This window comes from Microvirga sp. ACRRW (assembly GCF_022346925.1).
Classification (GTDB): domain Bacteria; phylum Pseudomonadota; class Alphaproteobacteria; order Rhizobiales; family Beijerinckiaceae; genus Microvirga.
Genome location: NZ_JAKRNJ010000007.1, coordinates 17872 through 37988, shown reverse-complemented (window position 1 = coordinate 37988; position 20117 = coordinate 17872). Strand labels below are relative to the sequence as shown.

At 63.3% G+C, this 20117-nt stretch carries 20 protein-coding genes; 6 read left to right on the top strand and 14 right to left on the bottom strand.

Annotation, left to right across the window (positions count from 1 at the left end; all coding sequences use genetic code 11):
- Window positions 1-35: 35 nt before the first annotated feature.
- Complete coding sequence (locus MHY87_RS15720; protein WP_239353381.1) at window positions 36-794, bottom strand: sulfite exporter TauE/SafE family protein; 759 nt, start codon at window positions 792-794, stop codon at window positions 36-38.
- A 125-nt stretch (window positions 795-919) separates the two neighbouring features.
- Here MHY87_RS15720 and MHY87_RS15715 point away from each other — a divergent pair, with 125 nt between their 5' ends.
- Window positions 920-2848, top strand: a complete 1929-nt coding sequence (locus MHY87_RS15715) for a propionyl-CoA synthetase (protein ID WP_239353380.1) — start codon at window positions 920-922, stop codon at window positions 2846-2848.
- 92 nt (window positions 2849-2940) lie between these two features.
- On the opposite strand, the gene MHY87_RS15710 is transcribed toward MHY87_RS15715, so the two are convergent.
- The 3 genes from MHY87_RS15710 to MHY87_RS15700 all read right to left on the bottom strand — a co-directional run bounded on the left by MHY87_RS15710 (window position 2941) and on the right by MHY87_RS15700 (window position 5601).
- The gene (locus MHY87_RS15710) at window positions 2941-3633 is read right to left on the bottom strand and encodes a serine protease (RefSeq protein ID WP_239353379.1); all 693 of its coding nucleotides are present in this window, start codon (window positions 3631-3633) and stop codon (window positions 2941-2943) included.
- A 102-nt stretch (window positions 3634-3735) separates the two neighbouring features.
- Window positions 3736-4452: a DUF1013 domain-containing protein gene (locus MHY87_RS15705; RefSeq protein WP_239353378.1), complete on the bottom strand. Its 717-nt coding sequence runs from the start codon at window positions 4450-4452 to the stop codon at window positions 3736-3738.
- A gap of 150 nt (window positions 4453-4602) precedes the next feature.
- Window positions 4603-5601 (bottom strand): NAD(P)H-quinone oxidoreductase, encoded by a 999-nt coding sequence (locus MHY87_RS15700; protein WP_239353377.1) that lies wholly within the window; start codon window positions 5599-5601, stop codon window positions 4603-4605.
- 98 nt (window positions 5602-5699) lie between these two features.
- On the opposite strand from MHY87_RS15700, the gene MHY87_RS15695 reads away from it, so the two are divergent.
- Together MHY87_RS15695 and MHY87_RS15690 are read left to right on the top strand one after the other, a co-directional pair.
- Window positions 5700-5906, top strand: coding sequence for a DUF1192 domain-containing protein (locus tag MHY87_RS15695; protein WP_239353376.1), 207 nt, complete (start codon window positions 5700-5702; stop codon window positions 5904-5906).
- Window positions 5907-6172: 266 nt separating this feature from the next.
- Window positions 6173-6706, top strand: a complete 534-nt coding sequence (locus tag MHY87_RS15690; RefSeq protein WP_239353375.1) for a DUF1465 family protein — start codon at window positions 6173-6175, stop codon at window positions 6704-6706.
- A gap of 107 nt (window positions 6707-6813) precedes the next feature.
- Here MHY87_RS15690 and rpmE read toward each other — a convergent pair whose 3' ends face one another.
- Complete coding sequence (gene rpmE / locus MHY87_RS15685; RefSeq protein ID WP_239353374.1) at window positions 6814-7047, bottom strand: 50S ribosomal protein L31; 234 nt, start codon at window positions 7045-7047, stop codon at window positions 6814-6816.
- A 255-nt stretch (window positions 7048-7302) separates the two neighbouring features.
- Here rpmE and MHY87_RS15680 point away from each other — a divergent pair, with 255 nt between their 5' ends.
- Together MHY87_RS15680 and MHY87_RS15675 are read left to right on the top strand one after the other, a co-directional pair.
- Window positions 7303-9102: an ABC transporter transmembrane domain-containing protein gene (locus MHY87_RS15680; RefSeq protein ID WP_239353373.1), complete on the top strand. Its 1800-nt coding sequence runs from the start codon at window positions 7303-7305 to the stop codon at window positions 9100-9102.
- An 86-nt stretch (window positions 9103-9188) separates the two neighbouring features.
- The gene (locus MHY87_RS15675) at window positions 9189-9368 is read left to right on the top strand and encodes a DUF3606 domain-containing protein (protein ID WP_239353371.1); all 180 of its coding nucleotides are present in this window, start codon (window positions 9189-9191) and stop codon (window positions 9366-9368) included.
- A gap of 57 nt (window positions 9369-9425) precedes the next feature.
- On the opposite strand, the gene MHY87_RS15670 is transcribed toward MHY87_RS15675, so the two are convergent.
- The 9 genes from MHY87_RS15670 to tkt all read right to left on the bottom strand — a co-directional run bounded on the left by MHY87_RS15670 (window position 9426) and on the right by tkt (window position 19565).
- The gene (locus tag MHY87_RS15670; RefSeq protein ID WP_239353369.1) at window positions 9426-10454 is read right to left on the bottom strand and encodes a peptidoglycan -binding protein; all 1029 of its coding nucleotides are present in this window, start codon (window positions 10452-10454) and stop codon (window positions 9426-9428) included.
- Complete coding sequence (locus MHY87_RS15665; RefSeq protein ID WP_239353367.1) at window positions 10454-11413, bottom strand: MotA/TolQ/ExbB proton channel family protein; 960 nt, start codon at window positions 11411-11413, stop codon at window positions 10454-10456. The genes MHY87_RS15670 and MHY87_RS15665 overlap by 1 nt, the downstream gene beginning before the upstream one ends.
- A 174-nt stretch (window positions 11414-11587) precedes the next feature.
- Entirely contained in the window at window positions 11588-12382 is a 795-nt protein-coding gene (locus tag MHY87_RS15660) for an inositol monophosphatase family protein (RefSeq protein ID WP_239353365.1), read from the bottom strand.
- A 127-nt stretch (window positions 12383-12509) separates the two neighbouring features.
- Window positions 12510-13409: a tetratricopeptide repeat protein gene (locus MHY87_RS15655; protein ID WP_239353363.1), complete on the bottom strand. Its 900-nt coding sequence runs from the start codon at window positions 13407-13409 to the stop codon at window positions 12510-12512.
- Window positions 13409-14059 carry a thiamine phosphate synthase gene (locus MHY87_RS15650; RefSeq protein WP_239353362.1) on the bottom strand — a complete coding sequence of 217 codons (651 nt, stop codon included), beginning with the start codon at window positions 14057-14059 and terminating at the stop codon, window positions 13409-13411. The genes MHY87_RS15655 and MHY87_RS15650 overlap by 1 nt, the downstream gene beginning before the upstream one ends.
- A 106-nt stretch (window positions 14060-14165) precedes the next feature.
- Window positions 14166-15254, bottom strand: a complete 1089-nt coding sequence (gene fba / locus MHY87_RS15645) for a class II fructose-bisphosphate aldolase (protein ID WP_239353361.1) — start codon at window positions 15252-15254, stop codon at window positions 14166-14168.
- 123 nt (window positions 15255-15377) lie between these two features.
- Entirely contained in the window at window positions 15378-16568 is a 1191-nt protein-coding gene (pgk, locus tag MHY87_RS15640; RefSeq protein WP_239353360.1) for a phosphoglycerate kinase, read from the bottom strand.
- Window positions 16569-16581: 13 nt separating this feature from the next.
- On the bottom strand, window positions 16582-17589 hold the full coding sequence (gene gap, locus MHY87_RS15635; protein ID WP_239353359.1) for a type I glyceraldehyde-3-phosphate dehydrogenase: 1008 nt from the start codon (window positions 17587-17589) through the stop codon (window positions 16582-16584).
- Between the two features lie 41 nt (window positions 17590-17630).
- The gene (gene tkt / locus MHY87_RS15630) at window positions 17631-19565 is read right to left on the bottom strand and encodes a transketolase (protein WP_239353545.1); all 1935 of its coding nucleotides are present in this window, start codon (window positions 19563-19565) and stop codon (window positions 17631-17633) included.
- A gap of 244 nt (window positions 19566-19809) precedes the next feature.
- Here tkt and MHY87_RS15625 point away from each other — a divergent pair, with 244 nt between their 5' ends.
- The gene (locus MHY87_RS15625; RefSeq protein WP_239353358.1) at window positions 19810-20103 is read left to right on the top strand and encodes a DUF4164 domain-containing protein; all 294 of its coding nucleotides are present in this window, start codon (window positions 19810-19812) and stop codon (window positions 20101-20103) included.
- Window positions 20104-20117: the final 14 nt, after the last annotated feature.

The following is a 20117-nucleotide window of genomic DNA, read 5'->3' as shown; positions in this document are numbered from 1 at the left end:
TCCTCAGGAAGTGGCGGCTTTTTCATGGACGAGATTCAGAACAGCGCGACAGTGCCGTCATAGACAAGCTTCCCACCTACCAGCACCAACAGCACATACACGGCTGTGTAGAAGCTTTGGCCGGATACTCGCCTGACGAGCAGAACTCCTGCCCAGGTGGAAGCGATGGCCACAGGAAACAGAGCGGCCGCAGTCGCGAGATTCTCCGCGGTGAACTGGCCGAGCGCCGCATAGGGCGGCACCTTGATCCAGTTGAGGATTCCGAACACGACCGCGCCCGTGCCGACGAAGACGTCGCGCGGCAGCTTCTGCGGCATCACGTAGATCTGGAAGGGCGGTCCACCCGCATGGGCGATCATGCTGGTAAAGCCCGTCACCCAGCCCCAGAAGAGTCCGCGCGGCGTATCGGCGAAGGCGGCGTCCGGTGGAGTGGCGCTGCGCTCCAGCACGACCCTACGAATGGCGAAGCTGATCGAGATCACGCCCACGGCGAGCTTGATCGCCGCATCCGACACCTGTGCCGCCAGCAGATAGCCCATGAGGACGCCGGCGACAGCGCCCGCAATCAGCAGCGCCACGTTGCGCTTGTCCCAGGTGTGACGGTAGGCCCAGACGGACACCACATCCTGCACGATCAGGATCGGCAGGGTGATGGCGGCGGCCTGCACCGGCGAGACCACCAGCGCCATCAGCGGCAGGGAGAGAAGCCCGAGCCCCGAGAAGCCGCCCTTGGCCAATCCCATGAGCGTTACGGCCGGGACGGCGGCGGCATAGAAAAGCGGATTGGTGATCATCGAAAAACCTGGAAGGGACTCACCGAAAGTAGAGTGGCCGAAAGTCGTCGCTGACCACAGCTGTTTTGCCTGCTACCACAACGACAACCACAAGTCTCATGCGGTGACAGCAACGGGGAAGCGCCATGTCATCAACCCAACGCTCATCAACCCAAAGCCGCTATCGTGAGGTCTATGCGCGCTGGAAGTCCGATCCGGTCGGTTTCTGGCAAGAGGCTGCGCGCGAGATCGATTGGATCAAGCCCGCCGAGACGATCTTCAATCCCCAATCCGGCGCCTATGGCCGCTGGTTCGAGGGTGCGGAGTGCAACACCTGCTACAACGCCGTCGACCGCCACGTGGCGACGCGCGGCGACCAGGCTGCGATCATCTACGACAGCCCGGTGACGAATTCAAAGCGCAGCATCTCTTACGCTGAACTTCAGGATGAAGTGTCCACGCTCGCCGCCGTGTTGCAGGACATGGGTGTTACGAAAGGCGACCGCGTTATCGTCTACATGCCGATGATCCCGGAAGCGGCTTTTGCGATGCTCGCCTGCGCGCGCATCGGCGCGATTCATTCCGTGGTGTTCGGCGGTTTCGCCGCGAAGGAACTCGCGACCCGCATCGACGACGCGAAACCGAAGGTCATTCTCTCCGCGTCCTGCGGCATCGAAGGCGCGAAGGTCGTTCCGTACAAGCCTCTGCTCGACGAGGCGATTCAACTCTCCTCGACCAAGCCCGATGCGTGCCTGATTCATCAACGCCCGCAGCTCGAATGTTCGCGCATCGAGGGCCGCGATCTCGATTGGGCGCAGGAAGTCGCGAAAGCGAAAGCAGCAGGCAGGAAGGCCGCCTGCGTGCCGGTTGCCGCAACCGATCCGCTTTACGTGCTCTACACGTCGGGCACCACCGGCAAGCCGAAGGGCGTGGTGCGCGACAATGGCGGCCACATGGTCGCGCTCAAATGGAGCATGAGCAACTTCTTCGGCGTCGAGCCGGGTGAGGTGTTCTGGGCCGCGTCCGATGTGGGCTGGGTCGTCGGACATTCCTACATCGTCTACGCGCCGCTGCTGCAGGGCTGCACCGCGATCCTCTATGAAGGCAAGCCCGTGGGCACGCCGGATGCAGGCGCATATTGGCGCGTAATCTCCGATCATGGCGTCGTGACGCTGTTCACCGCACCTACTGCTTTCCGCGCGATCAAGAAGGAAGATTCGAAGGCGGAGCTTCTCAAGAACTACGACATCTCCTCGTTCCGCGCGTTGTTTCTCGCGGGCGAGCGGGCCGATCCCGATACGGTCAAATGGGCCGAGGATATTCTGAAAGTTCCGGTGATCGACCATTGGTGGCAGACGGAAACCGGCTGGCCGGTGGTCGGCAATCCGCTCGGGCTCGGCGCGCTTCCGATCAAGCACGGCTCGCCCACGGTGCCGCTGCCGGGCTACACCGTCGAAGTTCTGGATGAAGGCGGCAAGCAGGTTGCGCCGGGCACGATGGGCGCCATCGTCATCAAGCTGCCGTTGCCTCCCGGCGCTCTGCCGACGCTGTGGCAGGCGGATGAGCGCTTCAAGGAATCCTATCTCTCCGTTTATCCCGGCTACTACAACACGTCGGATGCGGGCTATATCGACGAGGATGGCTACGTGTGGGTCATGGGCCGCACGGACGACATCATCAACGTTGCGGGTCATCGCCTCTCGACAGGCGGCATGGAGGAGGTGCTTGCCTCCCATCCGGCGGTCGCCGAATGCGCCGTGATCGGCGTGAAGGATTCACTGAAAGGCGAAGTGCCCTGCGGCTTCGTGGTGCTGAAATCCAGCGTGCAGCAATCCCCCGCCGAGATCGAGAAAGAGCTCGTCGGCCTCGTACGCGAAAAGATCGGCCCTGTCGCCGCCTTCAAGCTCGCGATCACCGTGCCGCGTCTGCCGAAAACCCGCTCGGGAAAAATCCTGCGCGGCACCATGAAGAAGATCGCCGACGGCGATCAATGGAGCATGCCCGCCACCATCGACGATCCGCTGATCTTGGACGAGATCGGCGACGCGCTGAAGAGCAGGGGCGTGGCGGGATAAATGCTGGCATTGCACAAGAGAATAAAAGGCTTTCTTCTCTAGTCTGATATGGCGAAGGGATTGTGATTTAATCTCGATTAAAAGTCTTTGATTTACTCAAGGAGGATTGGGTCTATCGCCCTCAGCCAATCTGTAACTGCTTCGATTCTAAGTGCGTAGCCTCTTTCCCTGAGTGCCCGACCTGCTTGCTCGGTCGTTCTTTCCCCAACATAGATACCTGCAACTCGCCAGGGTGTATCAAATCCCATTACTAATGGCGCACCAGAGCAACCTGCTCCAGCAGGATCGCTCAGTTCAAAAAAAGACTGTCCCCTCAGTCCTGGTAGTTTAGACGAAAATCTTCTTCTAATATAGCCCTTAGTATAGATTAGATCTGGTCTTTGAAGTATTCTTCCATCTATGCCTCGCTGATCTGCTTCATAGAGCACATCATCTGGGTAGCCAAAAATATGATATTCGCATGCTTGATGATAATGATTGCCGTCAAGGCGAAGCCATGATTCAAAAAATTGATCGTCTTTTATTGCGCATATGACGATGTCTTCTGAAGGATGTTGAGCCGCAATCTCTATCTCGATCGAGAACCAATTTCCTTCTTTGGTTTTCATGCCAACGGCAAACTCAACGTTCTCAAGCACATGAGCTGCTGTTAGGAGATATTTGGATCGACCAATTACAAAACCTGTCCCACATAGACGCTTATACGCAAGCTCATCGTGTTGAAGTTCAACCTCGGCAATTGGGACAATTACATCGCGTACGTACTGTTCACTTGGATTGGACACGATGAGCCCCCCCTTAAGTATTTGTGCTATAGGTGGTTGCAGGCGCTCGGCACTTTATATTTGTTGAAACAAAAAGGCCCGGATCGCTCCGGACCTTTTGTCTTATTCTTCCTCGTCGTCCGAGCGCTTGAGCTGCTTGAGCTTGGCGAAGACCGAGTTGACGTCGATGTCTTCTTCCTGCGGCTTCGGGCGGCTCATGTCGGCGAAGGGCTCGTCGCGGGTAGGCTCGGCGGTGGAGACTTCCGCCGGAAGCAGGGTGCCGCCCTGATCCTGCGGCTCCACGTGCGGACGGTCCTTGGCGGCGCGCTGCACTTCGAAGTCCAGGTCGATCTGCGAGCACAGGCCCAGCGTCACCGGGTCCATCGGCGAGAGGCTCGCGGAGTTCCAGTGGGTGCGCTCGCGGACCTGCTGGATCGTGGTCTTGGTGGTGCCCACCAGACGCATGATCTGCGCGTCCTTCAGCTCCGGATGGTTGCGCACGAGCCAGAGGATCGCGTTGGGGCGGTCGTGACGGCGCGACACGGGAGTGTAGCGCGGGCCCTTCTTGATCTTCTTCTGCTCGGGCAGCTTCACGCGCGACTCGGCGAGGCGCAGGCGGTGGCTGGTGTCACCTTGAGCCTTCTCGATCTCCTCACGGGTCAGCTGGCCGGTGGTGATCGGGTCGAGGCCCTTGATGCCTGCCGCAACTTCGCCGTCCGCGATGCCCTTCACCTCGAGCGGGTGGAGCTTGCAGAAATCGGCGATCTGGTCGAACGACAGGGATGTGTTCTCGACGAGCCAAACGGCCGTCGCCTTCGGCATCAGCGGTCCCTGGGACATGGGGCGAACCTCCTTCGAGCCGGGCACCGGACATCGGCGCCGCACGGCAAAACTCTCTTGCGCTCCGAACCGGTCCGGACCGGAGCATCTCGTCTCACGATGTGAGGGAAACGGGATGATTATAGGGAGCGCCGGGCGATGTTGCAAACTTTAAAGGCGCAGAACGATCTTCCCGATATGCTCGCCCCCATCCATCCGGGCATGGGCCTTGGCCACGTCTTCGAGCGCAAAGGTCGAGTCTATCACGGGTTTGCAGCGGCCCTCGGCTAGCAGGGGCAACACCCGGGTCTCGATTCCTTGAGCGATGGCGGCCTTCTCGGGCACCGAGCGGGAGCGCAGGGTCGAGCCCGTATGGGTCAGGCGCTTGAGCATGAGGCGGCGGAAATCCAGCTCGACCTTGGCCCCTTTCAGGAAGGCGATCTGCACGATGCGCCCGTCCAGGGCGGCGGCCTCGTGGTTGCGGGGAATGTAGTCGCCCCCGACCATGTCGAGGATCACGTCCGCGCCCTGGCCGTTGGTGAACTCCTTCACGGCGGCGACGAAGTCCTCATTCCGGTAATTGACCGCCAGATCGGCCCCAAGCCGCAGGCAGGCCTCGCATTTCTCAGGAGAGCCTGCGGTCGCGATCACCTTGGCCCCGAAGGCCTTGGCGAGCTGGATCGCGGTGGTGCCGATCCCTGAAGTGCCGCCATGGACGAGCAGGGTCTCGCCCTCTTTAAGGCCCCCGCGCTCGAACACGTTGGTCCAGACGGTAAAATAGGTTTCCGGGATCGTGCCGGCTTCCTCGAAGGACAAGCCATCGGGGATGGGCAGGGCATTGCTCTCATGAACCACGGCGTAATCGGCATAAGCCCCACCCGCCACGAGGGCCATGACCCGGGCGCCCGCCGGGAAGCGATTGGCGTTCGGATCCGAGCCCACCACCTCGCCCGCAAGCTCAAGGCCGAGAATGTCCGAGGCGCCGGGAGGAGGGGGGTAGCCGCCCTGGCGCTGGATCACGTCCGGGCGGTTGATGCCTGCGGCTTTCACCCGCACCAGGATCTCGCCCTCTCCGGGATGGGGGACGGGCCGCTCGACCAGTTTCAGGACCTCGGGACCACCGCTGCCCTCGGCGATGACGGCGCGCATCGTGCCTGGAATCGGCTCCATAATTTCCCTCCTTTGGTCAAGCTCCGCCCATATAGGGCGAAGTTGGCAAGGAATGCATGCCGGATTAACGTTCGGGAAAATCTCTTAAGGAGAATGCCATGGCCTTCGATCCCTTCGCCGACGAGCCGCGGGCACCATTGGGCGCTCATGAGATCGGTCAGGACCTGTCGATGCTCTCCGTCGATGAGCTCGATGAGCGCGTTGCCTTGTTGGAAAAAGAAATCGCGCGCCTGAGAGAAGCGAAGGCCGCCAAGGAAAATTCCCGCGCCGCCGCCAGCGCCTTCTTCAAGCTCGGACAGGGTTAACGCGATTTTAAGGATTCGGGCGCTTCATGAAGGTGTCCGGTTTTTCTCCCGCCGGACACGAAAGAGTGGTTCTTCCTCACCACTCTGCTTGACGCCTCCCTGTTGGACTTAGAGCCGCCTTGGCGGCTCGCTTTTTGTGGCGGATCTCAGGTTTAACCTTAAGAAGAGGTTACCAGAGCATCCTCTCGAAGCTCGTTCTATATTCCCTCCCGACAACGAACATTTCCTGGCCTTTCGGCCTGGCCAACGCCTTGGGAGACGGTCTCTTGAACGAGCCCGACGTGATCAGACTTGAGGTCGACCCTGTCCGCTTCGGGCAGAGCTTCGTGGGATCGGAGGCCTTCTCGGCCCTGTTCCAGGAAGGCATGGAGCTGGTCGAGGAAACGGCCGCCTATCTCGACGGCCCAGGCCGCGAGGAATCGCGCCTTCTCCAGCGCGAGACGAGCGTGGCCTATGCCAGCGAGAGCATGCGCCTGACCACCCGCCTCATGCAGATAGCCTCCTGGCTGCTGCTGCAGCGCGCCGTGGCCGAGGGCGAGATCACCCCTGACCAGGCCCAGGCCGAGAAGGCCCGCGTGCGCCTGAACTCCCACGAGACCGCCACGACCCTCGTGGAATACGAGGCCTTGCCTCTGCGCCTGCGCGAGCTGATAGGCCTGGCCACACGCCTCCATGCCCGCATCCTGCATCTCGACCGCCTGTTGCTCGAAATGGCGGAGGAGCCGCCTCTGGCGCAGGGCCCGAACCCGGTTGCGGCCCAGCTCAGCATGCTGCACCAGGCCTTCGCTCCGGCGGGGTGAGTCCTGTAATGATGGCTCAGGCTTCACCCTGAGGATCATCAAAGACAAAGAAAAAGCCCCGCCGAAGCGGGGCTTTTTGCATTCTGTGCGAAGCTCCGGAAACCGGATTACTTCTTGGCACCCAGGTTGCCGAAGCGCGAGGTGAAGCGCGACACGCGGCCACCGCGGTCGAGCAGCTGCTGCGAACCGCCGGTCCAGGCCGGGTGGGTGTTGGGGTCGATGTCGAGGTTGAGGGTGTCGCCCTCTTTGCCGTAGGTCGAGCGAGTGGTGTACTCGGTGCCATTGGTCATGACCACCTTGATGAAGTGGTAGTCGGGGTGATCGGTTTCTTTGCGCGCCATTGCCATAGTCCTTCTTGCGGCCAGCCACATCTGGTCAGCCCGCAGCGTAAGATCGAGCCTGAATTGATGAATGCGGGCCTATACCTCACTTAGAACCTTGAAACAAGCCGGGGCAAAGGTGTTAAACCGCTCCAGAGCATTTTTCGACGAAGCGGGTCCGCTTCGCCGTCAAAAATTGCGGTATCTCAAGGAAAAGGGCTGATTTCATGCCCATGAAACAGCTCCGCCTCGCGAACGCCTGAAACGAAGGATGACATGGCCGACCTGCCGTCCCATCAGAACCGCCCCAAAGCCGCGCTAAGTGCCCTGAAGCCGCTCGTTCCCTACGGCCTCGCTTACAAGGGGCGGATCGCCGCGGCGCTCGCCGCGCTCACCATGGCTTCCGCCGCGACCCTCGTGGTGCCGGTCGCCGTGCGCCGGGTGGTGGATTTCGGCTTTTCGGAGCAGGGCAGGGCCTACATCAACGCCTATTTCATCCTGCTTCTCGTGGTCGTGGCCGTGCTCGCGATCTCCAGCGCCCTTCGCTATTACCTCGTGATCACGCTGGGCGAGCGGGTGGTGGCGGACCTGCGCTCAGCCGTCTTTCGGCACCTGACTTCCCTCGATCCCACCTTTTTCGACCAGACCAAGAGCGGCGAGATTGTCTCCAGGCTCACCGCCGATACCACCCAGGTGAAGGCCGCCTTCGGGGTGAGCATCTCGATCGCGCTGCGTAATCTCTTCCTCTTCCTCGGGGCCGTGGTTCTGATGACCATCACGAGTCCGAAGCTCTCGGCCCTCGTGCTCCTCGCCATCCCCCTGATCGTGTTGCCCCTGGTGCTCTCAGGCAGAGCGGTGCGCCGCCGCTCCCGAGCGGCGCAGGACCGGCTCGCTGATGCTTCGGCCTATGCGGCGGAAGCTGTCGGCGCAGTTCGCACCATGCAGGCCTTCGGCATGGAAAGCCTCACCGCCTCCCGGTTCGCTTCGGCCGCCGAGGAAGCATTCGACGCGGCGCGGTTGTCCACCACCATGCGCGCCTTTCTTACGGGAGCCGGCATCTTCATGGTGTCCGCGAGCGTGGTGGCCGTGCTCTGGTATGGCGCGCAGGACGTCCTGGCAGGCGCCATGACCGGCGGGCGGCTGTCGCAGTTCGTGCTTTACGCGGTCTTCGCCGCCAGCTCCCTTGGCCAGCTTTCGGAGGTCTATGGCGAATTGTCCCAGGCGGCCGGCGCGGCGGAGCGCCTCGGCGAAATTCTCGAGGCCAAGCCTGCGGTCAAGGCTCCGCAAAACCCGAAAGCCCTGCCCCAGCCCTCGCTCGGCACCGTGACTTTCCAGGATGTGCATTTCGCCTATCCGACTCGCGCCGAACAGCGGGCTCTCCACGGTTTGAGCTTCACCGTTTCTCCAGGCGAGCGGGTCGCAGTCGTCGGCCCCTCGGGAGCGGGAAAGAGCACGATCCTGCAATTGCTGCTGCGCTTCTACGATCCGCAAACCGGCACGATCGAGGTCGATGGGGTGCCGATCACCGAGGCTGATCCGTTTTCTTTACGCGCCCGCATGGCCCTGGTGCCGCAGGAGCCCACGATTTTCGCCACGAGCGTCCTCGACAACATCCGTTACGGTCGCCCCGAAGCCTCCGAGGAGGAGGTGCGCCGCGCAGCGGAACTCGCCTCGGCCCATGGCTTCATCGAGGCAATGCCGCAGGGCTACGCGACCATGATCGGCGAGCGCGGCGTCACGCTGTCCGGCGGCCAGCGCCAGCGACTCGCCATTGCCCGTGCGATCCTGAAAGATGCGCCGATACTGCTTCTCGACGAGGCGACCTCGGCCCTCGATGCCGAAAGCGAGCGCAAGGTGCAGGAGGCCCTCGACCGGCTGATGGAAGGCCGCACCACCCTCGTCATCGCCCACCGGCTCGCCACGGTTCGCTCCGCCGACCGCATCCTCGTCATGGACAAGGGACTGATCGTGGAGGAGGGGACGCATGACAGTCTGCTCGAACAGGGCGGCCTCTATGCGCGCCTCGCCCGGCTGCAGTTCACGGGTGCGCAGGAACACGGCATGGCAGCCGAATAACCGGGTCCATTGAACACATCTCTTATCCCGCCGTTGGTTTGGAGGTCGGCGTAGATCGGCCCTTCGAGCATTCGGGGAGATCGGGAATGGCGGCGACCTTCAGAAGGCATCCGCAGGATGCACCCAACATCAATCTCCATGAGGATTGGGAGATGCGCTATTGGTCCGACCGATGGGGCGTCCCGCGCTTCCAGATCGTCGAGACCGTCAGGCGGGTCGGTGTTGGGGTGAAGGATGTTGCCCGTGCTCTCGGCAAGGAGGCATAGCATCGGACCCAAAAGTGGGATGCACTTTTGGGATTTATCCGATGATCTCTTTCACGATCACCGTTCCGTCAGCTTCAGCTCGATGCGCCGGTTGCGGGCATAGGCCTCTTCCGTCGTACCGTTATCGAGAGGCTGGAACTCACCGAAACCAGCCGCGACCAGATGCTGAGGCTGCACGCCCCGGGCGATGAGCGCCTGCACCATCGCGATGGCGCGGGCCGAGGAGAGGGCCCAGTTCGAGGCGAATTGCGCGGTGTTGATCGGACGCGCGTCGGTGTGGCCGTCGACGCGGATTACCCATGGAATATCGGGCGGGACCTGCTTTTCCAGCTCTACCAAGGCGCTCGCGATACGGTCGATTTCGCCGGAGGCTTCGGGGCGTAGGGTTGCCTGGCCCCCCGGGAAGAGCACTTCAGACTGGAACACGAAACGGTCGCCGACGATGCGCACGTCGGGCCGGTTTCCGAGGATCTGGCGCAGCCGCCCGAAGAAGTCGGAGCGGTAGCGGGCCAGCTCCTGCACCCGCTGGGCCAGCGCCACGTTGAGGCGACTGCCGAGATCGGCGATGCGGGCCTGGCTTTCCTTGTCCCGGTTCTCGGAGGCATTGAGCGCCTCCTCCAGGGCCGCGAGCTGGCGGCGCATGGCGGCGATCTGCTGGTTGAGGATTTCCACCTGGCTCAAAGCGCGGCCCGTCGCCTGCTTTTCGGCTTCGAGCGCGGCATTCAGCTCACCGGCCTGGGTCTGTGCGGCGCCGCCGGAATCCACAAGGCTCTGCAGGCGGGCCCGTTCGGCTTCCGCCGCCTTCAGGGTGGTCTGCAGAGAGGTGAGGCTTTCCTCGACCGTGCGACGGCCAGAGCGCTCGAGCGAGAGGAGATCGGTCAGTTCCGCGATCTGGCGGTTCAGACGGTCGAGCACTGTGTCCCGGCCAGACAGCTCGCGGGACAGGAAGAACTGGCCCACGGTGAAGACCGAGATCAGGAAGATGATGGCGAGCAGAAGCGTGGACAGGGCGTCCACGAAGCCCGGCCAGTAATTGAGCTGGCCGCCGCGCCCGCGCCTGCGTCCGCCTGAGCTCGAGACCGGCATCAGGGCAGCCTTTCACGGGAGATGCGGTCGAGCACCTGTTTCAGCTCTTTCTCGCGGGTGGCCTGAGCCTCCACCCAGTCGCGGATCATCTGCTGCTCCGCGCGCATGTGCTGGACGAGGCCCTGCACGCCTTCCGCCAGATTCGCCATGGCCTGCGTCGCCGCCCGCCCGCCCGCGCCGTCGTTCACGGCGGCGGTGAGGCGGTTGAGGGCGACCGTCAGGTCGTGCGGCGTGGTCGAGCGCGGAAGCGCCTCGCCGGGCGTGTCGGATGTGGTGGTGGCGAGCCAATCCTCCAGCTCCGTGTAGAACCGGTTCTGGGCCTGACCGACCTGGAGATCGAGGAAGCCGAGAACGAGCGATCCGGCAAGGCCGAAGAGGGAGGCCGAGAAGGAGAGGCCCATGCCCTGGAGGGGGCCGGCGAGCGAGTTCTTCAGCTCGTCGAAGAGCACCGCCGAATCCTGGCCCGTGCGCAGCGACCCGATGATCTTACCCACGGAGCCGACCGTATCGATGAGGCCCCAGAAGGTGCCGAGAAGGCCGAGAAATACCAGAAGGCCTGCCATGTAACGCAGGATCTCTCGGCTCTCGTCGAGGCGCGCGCCGACCGAATCGAGCAGCGAGCGCATGGCCGCGATGGAGACGGAATTGCCCGAGCGGTTACCGATAAAGGCCGCCATGGGGGCGAGCAGCACCGGCGGGGTCGGGGCGACCAGCCCTTCCTCGGTCTGGCGCAGCGTGTTGACCCAGCGCACCTCGGGAAAGAGGCGCCAGACCTGCCGGATGGCGAGGATGATGCCAATGAACATCACGCCCAGGATCAGGGCGTTGAGGCCGGGATTCGCCTGGAAGGCCTCCCAGATCTGCCGATACAGGATGAAGGCGATGAACCCCGCCAAAACCAGAAAGACCGCCATGCGGATGAGGTAAATCCGCGGTGGGGTAAGGGGTTGGTCCGCCATCGTTATCCTGTGCTCATGTGCTTCGGGACTAATCCAGTGTGACCGCCTCGGACGAGAGGATCAAGCACGAGCATGGCTGCACGCACGAACACGAACAGAAATATCGTGTCCTAAAGCATCGGATAGGAGGCTGGATCATCGGACCCAAAAGTGGGTCCGCACGATGCGCCGCGATCAGCCCTTGGCTTTCTTCAGCAGCTTCAGCAGCTCGCGGTGCATGTATTCGTTGCCGCAGGAGATGGAGCCGGTGGCCATGGGGTTCGGCACGCCGTCCGCATCCGCGACGAAGCCGCCGGCCTCGCGCACCATGAGGATGCCCGCCGCCATGTCCCAGGAGTTCAGGCCGCGCTCCCAATAGGCGTCAAAGCGGCCGCAGGCCACATACGCCAGGTCGAGCGCTGCGGCGCCGAAGCGGCGCATGCCGCCGGCATGGGCCATGACGGACGCGCATTCGCGCAGGAAGAGGCCGTGATCGCCCTTGCCGATATGGGGCAGGCCGCAGGCGATGACGGCTTCCGCCATCTCGTCGCGTCCGGCCACGCGGATGCGGCGGTTGTTGAGATAGGCGCCCTTGCCCTTCTCGGCGATGAACAGCTCGTCCTTGGCGGGATCGTAGATCACGCCGGCGACGATCTGGCCGTCGCGCTCCAGGCCGACGGAGATCGCGAATTGCGGCAGGCCGTGCAGGAAGTTCGTGGTGCCGTCGAGCGGGTCGATATGCCAGCGGTGGCTCGTATCGGTCCCCTCGACGATGCCGGATTCTTCCATGACGAAGCCGTAGCCGGGGCGGGCCTTTTCCAGCGCCTCGCGCAGGATCTTCTCAGCCTTGCGGTCGGCGGCGGACACGAAGTCGCCGGGGCCCTTGCGCGAGACCTGCAGGTTCTCCACCTCGCCGAAATCGCGCTTGAGCGAGCGCGAAGCCTTCATCACGGCATCTGTCATGACGGTCATGAGGGGCGAGCGGATCATTGGACGGGTCCTGGCAAAGAGCGTGAATTCGATGATGTGGTCGATGGACCACGGGAGGGTTGGCGTCAAGCGGGGGATAACCGGGCGAGTGCCTAATTGATCCTCCGCTTGGGCAATTTCATGGAGTTTAGCGCATCCCCAGCCGCTCGGCGGCGAGCTTTTCGGCGCGCTTGCGGTCGTCGGTGGTGAGATCCTTGAGCGCGTTGTCGAGCCATTGATCGGTGAGGCCCTGGGCTGCCGCGAGGATGTGCCAGGCGGCCGCGTCGATCTTGTTGGCCGGAACGCCGCGTCCGGCCACCAGCAGGCGGGCCAGACGGTTCTGCGCGATGGCGTTGCCCTTGGCGGCGGCGCGGCGGAAATAGCGGGCGGCCTGGGATTCGGAAGCCGTCACGCCCTCGCCATTGAAGAGCAGGATGGCGTATTCCACCTCGCCCACGGAGCTGCCGTTCTTCGCGGCGCGCTCGAACAGGCGGGCGGCTTCGGAAGCGTCCTTCGCGACGCCGCGGCCTTTGAGATAGAGCACGCCGAGCGCGTGCTGCGCATCGGGAATTTCCGCATCCGCCGCCTTCTGCAGCAGATCGACTGCCTGTTCCAGGTCCATGTCGGAGCCGCTGGTGAGCAGCAGCAGGGCGAGGTTGTGGCTGGCAACCGCATTGCCCTTGGCGGCGGCCTGCTCGAGCCAGGTCTTGCCTTGGGCCGGGTTCTTCTGCACGCCGCGCCCATCGAGGGACATGAGGCCCAGCGACGCCATGGCATTGGCATCGCCCTGCTTCGCCGCGAGCAGATACCACTCGGCCGCCTTCTTCGGATCGAGCGTGACCCCGAGGCCTTGATTGTACAGCTCGCCCAGAAGCGTCATGGCGGCGGCGTCGTTCTTGTTCTTCTCGAGCCTTAGGGTCGCCTCGCGGAAAGTCGTCTGGTAGAGGCCGCGCTGATAGGCGCCATAGGCGAGATCGGGCTCGGCCGCCTGGACTCCCATGACGGAAGCCAGCAGCAGAACACCGCCGATGAGACCAGAGGAGCGCATCAACGCGAAGTCTCCACGCGAGCGAGGATGTCGGTTGCCGCCTTTACCCCTGCCGCCGGTCCGTCCGGATGGTTCCAGACCGCATCTCCGAGGGCGATGAACTCGGCTTGCGTGGCCGCGAGCGTCTCGACCGCCTCAAGGTCAGGGGCATAGGCGACGCAGGGCGTCTCGAAGATTTCGGCCCACCATGCCGCGCGCTCGGAAACGCTGTCCAGGGAGGGGAGGGAGCCGTCCCGGCGGGGCTCGCCGAACAGCAGGTAGTCGACGCCGGCTTCACCGAAATTCATGGCCTCGTCCTTGGTGCGGATGCCGCCTACGCCGATGGCGCGCTCGGCTTTGAGGCGCTCGCGCAGCTCACGGACATCCGCAGGGTTTGCCCCAGAGACATGGGCTCCGTCCGCGCCGCCGCGCACGGCCACATTGGCGATATCGACCTCACCGTCAGTGGTCACGATCAGGGCAGCGCCATGATCCTGCGCGGAGGGGGCAAGCGCCTTCACCAGATTGATGAGGCCGCGCTCGTCGAGATTCCCAAGCCGCAGCAGCACGGCTGCCACCGCTCCGCCCTTGCAGGCTTCCGCCAGCCTGGGAGCGAAGGAGGCATCCTCCACGACGGGGGTGATGAGATAAAGGCGAGCGGATTCGGACATCGGTGACGAAACTCAAAAGGACAAGATAAACATCCCATAACGAAAACGGGGCCATCTTGCGAGGCCCCGCTTCTCAATCAGGATTACGGCAAAAACCGGATCGATCTTACTCGGCTGCCTGCTTGGCCGACCCGAAGGTCGGGTCGAGCTCGCCGGAGGCGTAGCGCTTGGCCATCTCGGCCAGCGTATACACGCGCTTGATCTTCGAGGCCTGGCCGGCGGTGTTGAACTCCTGCAGGCGCTGCTTGCAGAGCTTCGTCATCGCGTCCATGGCGGGCTTGAGATACTTGCGCGGGTCGAACTCGCCGGGGTTTTCGGAAAGAACCTTGCGGATCTGGCCGGTCATCGCCATGCGGTTGTCCGTGTCGATATTGATCTTGCGCACGCCGTGCTTGATGCCGCGTTGGATCTCTTCGACAGGCACGCCCCAGGTCGGCTTCATCTGACCGCCATACTGGTTGATGATGTCCTGCAGGTCCTGCGGAACGGACGACGAGCCGTGCATCACGAGATGCGTGTTCGGCAGCTTCTTGTGGATCTCCTCGATGATGTTCATCGCGAGGATCGCGCCATCGGGCTTGCGGGTGAACTTGTAGGCGCCGTGCGAGGTGCCCATGGCGATCGCGAGCGCGTCGACCTTCGTCTCGGCCACGAACTTCACGGCCTCGTCGGGGTTCGTCAGCAGCTGGTCGTGCGAGAGCTTGCCTTCGGCGCCGTGGCCGTCCTCGGCCTCGCCCTCACCGGTTTCGAGAGAGCCGAGCACGCCCAGCTCGCCTTCCACCGAGATGCCGCCGAGATGGGCCATCTCGACCACCTTCTTGGTGACGCCGACATTGTAGTCCCAGTCGCCTGGGGTCTTGCCGTCGGCTTTGAGCGAGCCGTCCATCATCACCGAGGTGAAGCCGGCCTGGATCGCGGTCATGCAGGTGGCAGGCTCGTTGCCGTGGTCGAGATGCACGCAGACCGGGATATGCGGATAGATCTCGGTGACCGCGTCCATCATGTGCTTGAGCATGACGTCGTTGGCATAGGAGCGCGCACCGCGCGACGCCTGGATGATTACCGGCGCATCGACCTCATTGGCCGCAGCCATGATCGCGAGCGCCTGTTCCATGTTGTTGATGTTGAAGGCAGGCACGCCGTAGCCTTGCTCGGCTGCGTGATCCAGAAGCTGCCTCATGGTGATGCGGGCCATCTCGTCCTCCGTATTGGTTTTAGCTTTATAAGCGTCTTCAACCTGAACCGGCGATTAAGCTCGCGGAGCCTGTCGCATTGTTTCTCCGACGAAGCGATAAGCCCTTCGTCGGAGGATGCTCACTCAGGCCCTCAGAGCGTCCACGCCGGGTAGCGCCTTGCCCTCGAGCCATTCGAGGAAGGCGCCGCCTGCCGTGGATACATAGGAGAAGCTTTCCGCAACGCCAGCGTGGTTGAGGGCAGCAACCGTATCGCCGCCGCCGGCGACGGAAACGAGCTTGCCTTCCTTGGTGCGCTGCGCCGCATGGCGGGCTGCCGCCACCGTGCCCTGGTCGAAGGGCGGGATCTCAAAGGCGCCGAGCGGGCCGTTCCACACGAGCGTCGCCGCGTCGTTGATGGCGGCATTGATGCGCTCGACCGATTGCGAGCCCACGTCGAGGATCATCTGATCGTCGGGGATCGCGTCGATGCCGTAGGTGTGATTGTGCGCGCCGGCCTTGAACTCGTAGGCGCAGACACCGTCGACGGGAAGAATGATCGCGCAGTTGGATTCGCGCGCCTTCTCGATGATGCGCATGGCCGTCGCGGCGAGGTCTTTCTCCGCAAGCGACTTGCCGACATTGAGGCCCGTCGCGTGCACGAAAGTGTTGGCCATGCCGCCGCCGATGACGAGGGCATCGACTTTTGTGACGAGGTTTTCGAGAAGGTCGATCTTCGAGGAAACCTTCGCGCCGCCGACGATGGCAACGACCGGACGCTTGGGAGCCTCAAGGCCCTTGGTGAGTGCATCGAGTTCCGCCTGCATGGTGCGGCCCGCATAACCGGGCAACACACGGGCAAGGCCCTCGGTCGAAGCATGCGCACGGTGCGCAGCGGAGAAGGCGTCGTTCACGTAAAGGTCGCCGAGCTTCGCGAGTTCTTTCACGAAAGCCGGATCGTTCTTCTCCTCGCCCGCATGGAAGCGGGTGTTTTCGAGAAGAAGAATGTCGCCATCCTTCAGCGAGGAAACGGCGCTTGCTGCGGCCTCGCCGATGCAGTCATCGGCGAAGGCCACGTTCTTTTTCAGATGCTGCGAGACCGCTTCCGCAACCGGCTTCAGCGACTCCTTCGGGTCGCGTCCCTTCGGGCGTCCGAAATGGGCGAGCAGGATCACCTTGCCGCCCTTGTCGGAGATTTCCCGAATGGTGGGGAGCACGCGCTCGATGCGCGTGGAATCCGTCACCCTGCCGTTCTCCATGGGGACATTGAGGTCCACACGGAGGAGAACGCGTTTGCCCTTGACGTCGGCTTGGTCGAGCGTGCGGAAGGCGGTCATTCTGCAGCCTCCCTTAGATGAGCTTCGCCATGGCGATGGCGGTGTCGGCCATGCGGTTCGAGAAGCCCCACTCGTTGTCGTACCAGGACAGCACGCGCACGAAGTTGCCTTCCATCACCTTCGTCTGGTCCATGTGGAAGACGGAGGAATGCGGATCGTGGTTGAAGTCCGACGAGACGTTCGGGGCGTTCGTGTAGCCGAGGATGCCCTTCAGCGGGCCATCGGCCGCAGCCTTGATCGCCGCGTTGATCTCTTCCTTCGTGGTGTTCTTCTTCGCCACGAACTTGAAGTCGACGACAGACACGTTGGGGGTCGGAACGCGGATCGACGAGCCGTCGAGCTTGCCATTGAGTTCCGGCAGCACGAGGCCGACAGCCTTCGCAGCACCCGTCGAGGTCGGGATCATGTTCAGGGCGGCAGCGCGGGCGCGATACAGGTCCTTATGCATCTGATCGAGCGTCGGCTGGTCGTTGGTGTAGGAGTGGATCGTCGTCATGAAGCCCTTCTCGATGCCCACCGTCTCATGCAGAATCTTCGCGACGGGCGCGAGGCAGTTCGTGGTGCAGGAGGCGTTCGAGATGACGATGTGATCCTTCGTCAGCTTGTCGTGATTCACGCCGTAGACGACCGTCAGATCGACGCCGTCGGCGGGAGCCGAGACGATGACGCGCTTGGCGCCGGCGGTGAGGTGGGCTGCGGCCTTCTCCTTCGAGGTGAAGATGCCCGTGCATTCCATGGCGATATCGACGCCGAGCTCGCGATGCGGCAGGGTCGCCGGGTCCTTGATCGCGGTGACGCGGATCTTCTTGCCGTTGATGACGAGGAATTCGCCGTCGACCTGCACGTCCGCCGGGAAGCGGCCATGGATGGAGTCGAAGCGCAGGAGGTGGGCATTCGTTTCCACCGGGCCGAGATCGTTGATGGCAACAACCTCGATATCCTTACGGCCGCTCTCCACGATGCCGCGGAGGATGTTGCGCCCGATGCGACCGAAACCGTTGATCGCGACCTTCACCGTCATAGTCTTAACTCCCTTGTGTTGAGGCAATGCCTCTCGTCGTCTCAGAGATTATGCGTCCTGAGAACTTTTTCCGCCACTGCCTCGGGCGTGATGCCGAAGTGCTTGTAGAGGTCCTTGTAGGGCGCGCTGGCGCCAAACCCATGCATGCCCACGAAAATTCCGTCGGGGCCGATCACCGAATCCCAGCCGAAGCGGACAGCGGCTTCCACCGCGACCTTGATCGGCGCATCACCGATGATCTCATGGCGCACCTTCTCGGGCTGGCTTAAGAACAGGTCGAGCGAGGGCACGGAAACCACGCGGGCCTCAAAGTTCTTCTCGGCGAGCAGCTTCTGGGCAGCCAACGCGATCTCGACTTCCGAACCGGAGGCGAAGATCGTGGCGCGGGCCTTGCCCTGGGCGGGCGACAGCTCGTAGGCGCCGGTGGCCGACAGATTCTTCGCGCCGCCCTCTTTACGAACCTGCGGCAGGTTCTGGCGGGTCAGGGCAAGCGTTGTCGGGCCCTTGGTGTTCTCGAGAGCCATCTGCCAGGCTTCCGCCGTCTCGATGGCGTCCGCCGGGCGGAACACGCGCATATTAGGCATGGAGCGGAGAGCAGCCAGATGCTCCACTGGCTGGTGGGTCGGGCCGTCTTCACCCAGACCGATGGAGTCGTGGGTCATGACGTAAACTGCCGGAATGCCGGCGAGCGCCGCGATGCGCATGGCGGGGCGCGCATAATCGGTGAAGACCAGGAAGGTCGCGCCGGCGGGCACATAGCCGCCATGGAGCGCGAGGCCGTTCATGGCAGCAGCCATGCCGTGCTCACGGATGCCGTAATGGATGTACCGGCCCGCGTAGTTGCCCGGCGAGATGGCGGTGAGATTCTTGGTCTTGGTGTTGTTGGAGGGCGTCAGATCCGCCGAGCCCAGCACCAGCTCCGGCACGGCCTCGGTGAGAACCTCGAGCGCGATCTCGCTGGCCTTGCGGGTGGCGACGTTCTGCGGTTCGGCGACGAGCTTGTCCTTCAGCTTGGCGACAGCTTCAGCGAGTGCCTTCGGGCGCTCGCCCTTGGCGCGGCGCTCGAACTCGGCGCGCTTGTCGGGGGATAAGGCCTTCAGGCGGTCTTCCCAGGCCTTGCGCACGCGGCGGCCCTTCTTGCCGGCCTTGGCCCAGGCCGCCTGGATGCTCTCCGGAATCACGAAGGCCTCATGGCTCCAGCCGTAGGAGGCTTTTGCGCCTGCCAGCTCCTCGGCACCGAGCGGCTCGCCGTGGGCCTTGGAGGTGCCGGCCTTTTTCGGAGCGCCGTAGCCGATGGTGGTCTTGCACGCGATCAGGGTCGGCTTGTCCGACTTCTGAGCGCGGGAAATGGCGCGCTGGATCGCCTTGGGGTCATGGCCGTCGATGCGCACGGCGTTCCAGCCGCAGGCCTGGAAGCGCTTCACCTGATCGACCGAGTCGGCAATCGAGAGCGGGCCATCGATGGAAATCTCGTTGTCGTCCCACAGGACGATCATGCGGTTGAGCTTCAGGTGGCCTGCGAGCGCAATGGCTTCCTGGCTGATGCCTTCCATCAGGTCGCCGTCGGAGGCGAGCACGTACGTGAAGTGATCGACAAGGTCGCTGCCGTATTCGGCGGCGAGCATGCGCTCGGCGAGCGCGAAGCCCACGGCGGTCGCGATGCCCTGGCCGAGCGGGCCCGTGGTGGTCTCGACGCCGGGAGTCATGAAGTTTTCCGGGTGGCCCGGGGTCTTCGAGTCGAGCTTACGGAAGTTCTTCAGCTCGTCGATGGTCATGCCCTTCACGCCGGTAAGGTGGAGCAGGGCGTAGAGCAGCATGGAGCCGTGGCCGGCCGAGAGGATGAAGCGGTCGCGATCCGGCCATTTCGGGTCGGCGGCGTCATACTTCAGGAACTTGGTGAACAGCACCGTGGCTATGTCGGCGGCGCCCATGGGCAGGCCGGGGTGGCCGGATTTGGCTTGTTCGACGGCATCCATGGCGAGGACGCGCACGGCGTTCGCCAGATCGGAATGGGTGACGCGATCGGCGGGGACGGTGTTCAGCACGGCGTGATCCACAATCTTGAAGCCCCGCGAAGGGGCGGGTCTGTCTGGGAAAAGGCGTGGGCTCCTTAACACGGGGGGACTTCGAGTCAAAGGCACGAAGGTCGTAATCCTCCGATGAACCGTTGCCGTGAAAGGGGGAGCAGCCTAATCTTTTAAGACGATTCCCGGAGGCTGAATGACGTCCCCTCTCGACGACGCGATGAAACGGCTCGATGCGGCCCTGGGGCTCCTCGAAGCCTCTGTCTCCCGCCGTCTGGACGCCGAGAAGCGCCGCGGGAGCCTGGAGACCGAGCTGCAGCTCATGCAGGACGACCGCTCCCGCCTTGCCGAGGAGCTCGACGGGGCGCTCACCCGCGTCCAGCGCTATGAGGCCGCCACCGATGATGTGGGCCAGCGGGTTCAGCTCGCCATCCTCAGCGTCCAGACCGTGCTGGCCCAGGCAGGTCAGCTTGAGCTGGAAGAAGGTTAAGAGCGAAAGGCTGG

Coding starts and splice junctions, on each gene's coding strand:
- pgk (WP_239353360.1), bottom strand. CDS start 16,568: ATGACCGCCTTCCGCACGCTCGACCAAGCCGACGTCAAGGGCAAACGC.
- MHY87_RS15715 (WP_239353380.1), top strand. CDS start 920: ATGTCATCAACCCAACGCTCATCAACCCAAAGCCGCTATCGTGAGGTC.
- MHY87_RS15695 (WP_239353376.1), top strand. CDS start 5,700: ATGGCCTTCGATCCCTTCGCCGACGAGCCGCGGGCACCATTGGGCGCT.
- MHY87_RS15660 (WP_239353365.1), bottom strand. CDS start 12,382: ATGATCCGCTCGCCCCTCATGACCGTCATGACAGATGCCGTGATGAAG.
- tkt (WP_239353545.1), bottom strand. CDS start 19,565: ATGGATGCCGTCGAACAAGCCAAATCCGGCCACCCCGGCCTGCCCATG.
- MHY87_RS15720 (WP_239353381.1), bottom strand. CDS start 794: ATGATCACCAATCCGCTTTTCTATGCCGCCGCCGTCCCGGCCGTAACG.
- fba (WP_239353361.1), bottom strand. CDS start 15,254: ATGGCCCGCATCACCATGAGGCAGCTTCTGGATCACGCAGCCGAGCAA.
- MHY87_RS15650 (WP_239353362.1), bottom strand. CDS start 14,059: ATGTCCGAATCCGCTCGCCTTTATCTCATCACCCCCGTCGTGGAGGAT.
- MHY87_RS15665 (WP_239353367.1), bottom strand. CDS start 11,413: ATGGCGGACCAACCCCTTACCCCACCGCGGATTTACCTCATCCGCATG.
- MHY87_RS15675 (WP_239353371.1), top strand. CDS start 9,189: ATGGCGGCGACCTTCAGAAGGCATCCGCAGGATGCACCCAACATCAAT.
- MHY87_RS15670 (WP_239353369.1), bottom strand. CDS start 10,454: ATGCCGGTCTCGAGCTCAGGCGGACGCAGGCGCGGGCGCGGCGGCCAG.
- MHY87_RS15655 (WP_239353363.1), bottom strand. CDS start 13,409: ATGCGCTCCTCTGGTCTCATCGGCGGTGTTCTGCTGCTGGCTTCCGTC.
- MHY87_RS15680 (WP_239353373.1), top strand. CDS start 7,303: ATGGCCGACCTGCCGTCCCATCAGAACCGCCCCAAAGCCGCGCTAAGT.
- rpmE (WP_239353374.1), bottom strand. CDS start 7,047: ATGGCGCGCAAAGAAACCGATCACCCCGACTACCACTTCATCAAGGTG.
- MHY87_RS15700 (WP_239353377.1), bottom strand. CDS start 5,601: ATGGAGCCGATTCCAGGCACGATGCGCGCCGTCATCGCCGAGGGCAGC.
- MHY87_RS15705 (WP_239353378.1), bottom strand. CDS start 4,452: ATGTCCCAGGGACCGCTGATGCCGAAGGCGACGGCCGTTTGGCTCGTC.
- MHY87_RS15625 (WP_239353358.1), top strand. CDS start 19,810: ATGACGTCCCCTCTCGACGACGCGATGAAACGGCTCGATGCGGCCCTG.
- gap (WP_239353359.1), bottom strand. CDS start 17,589: ATGACGGTGAAGGTCGCGATCAACGGTTTCGGTCGCATCGGGCGCAAC.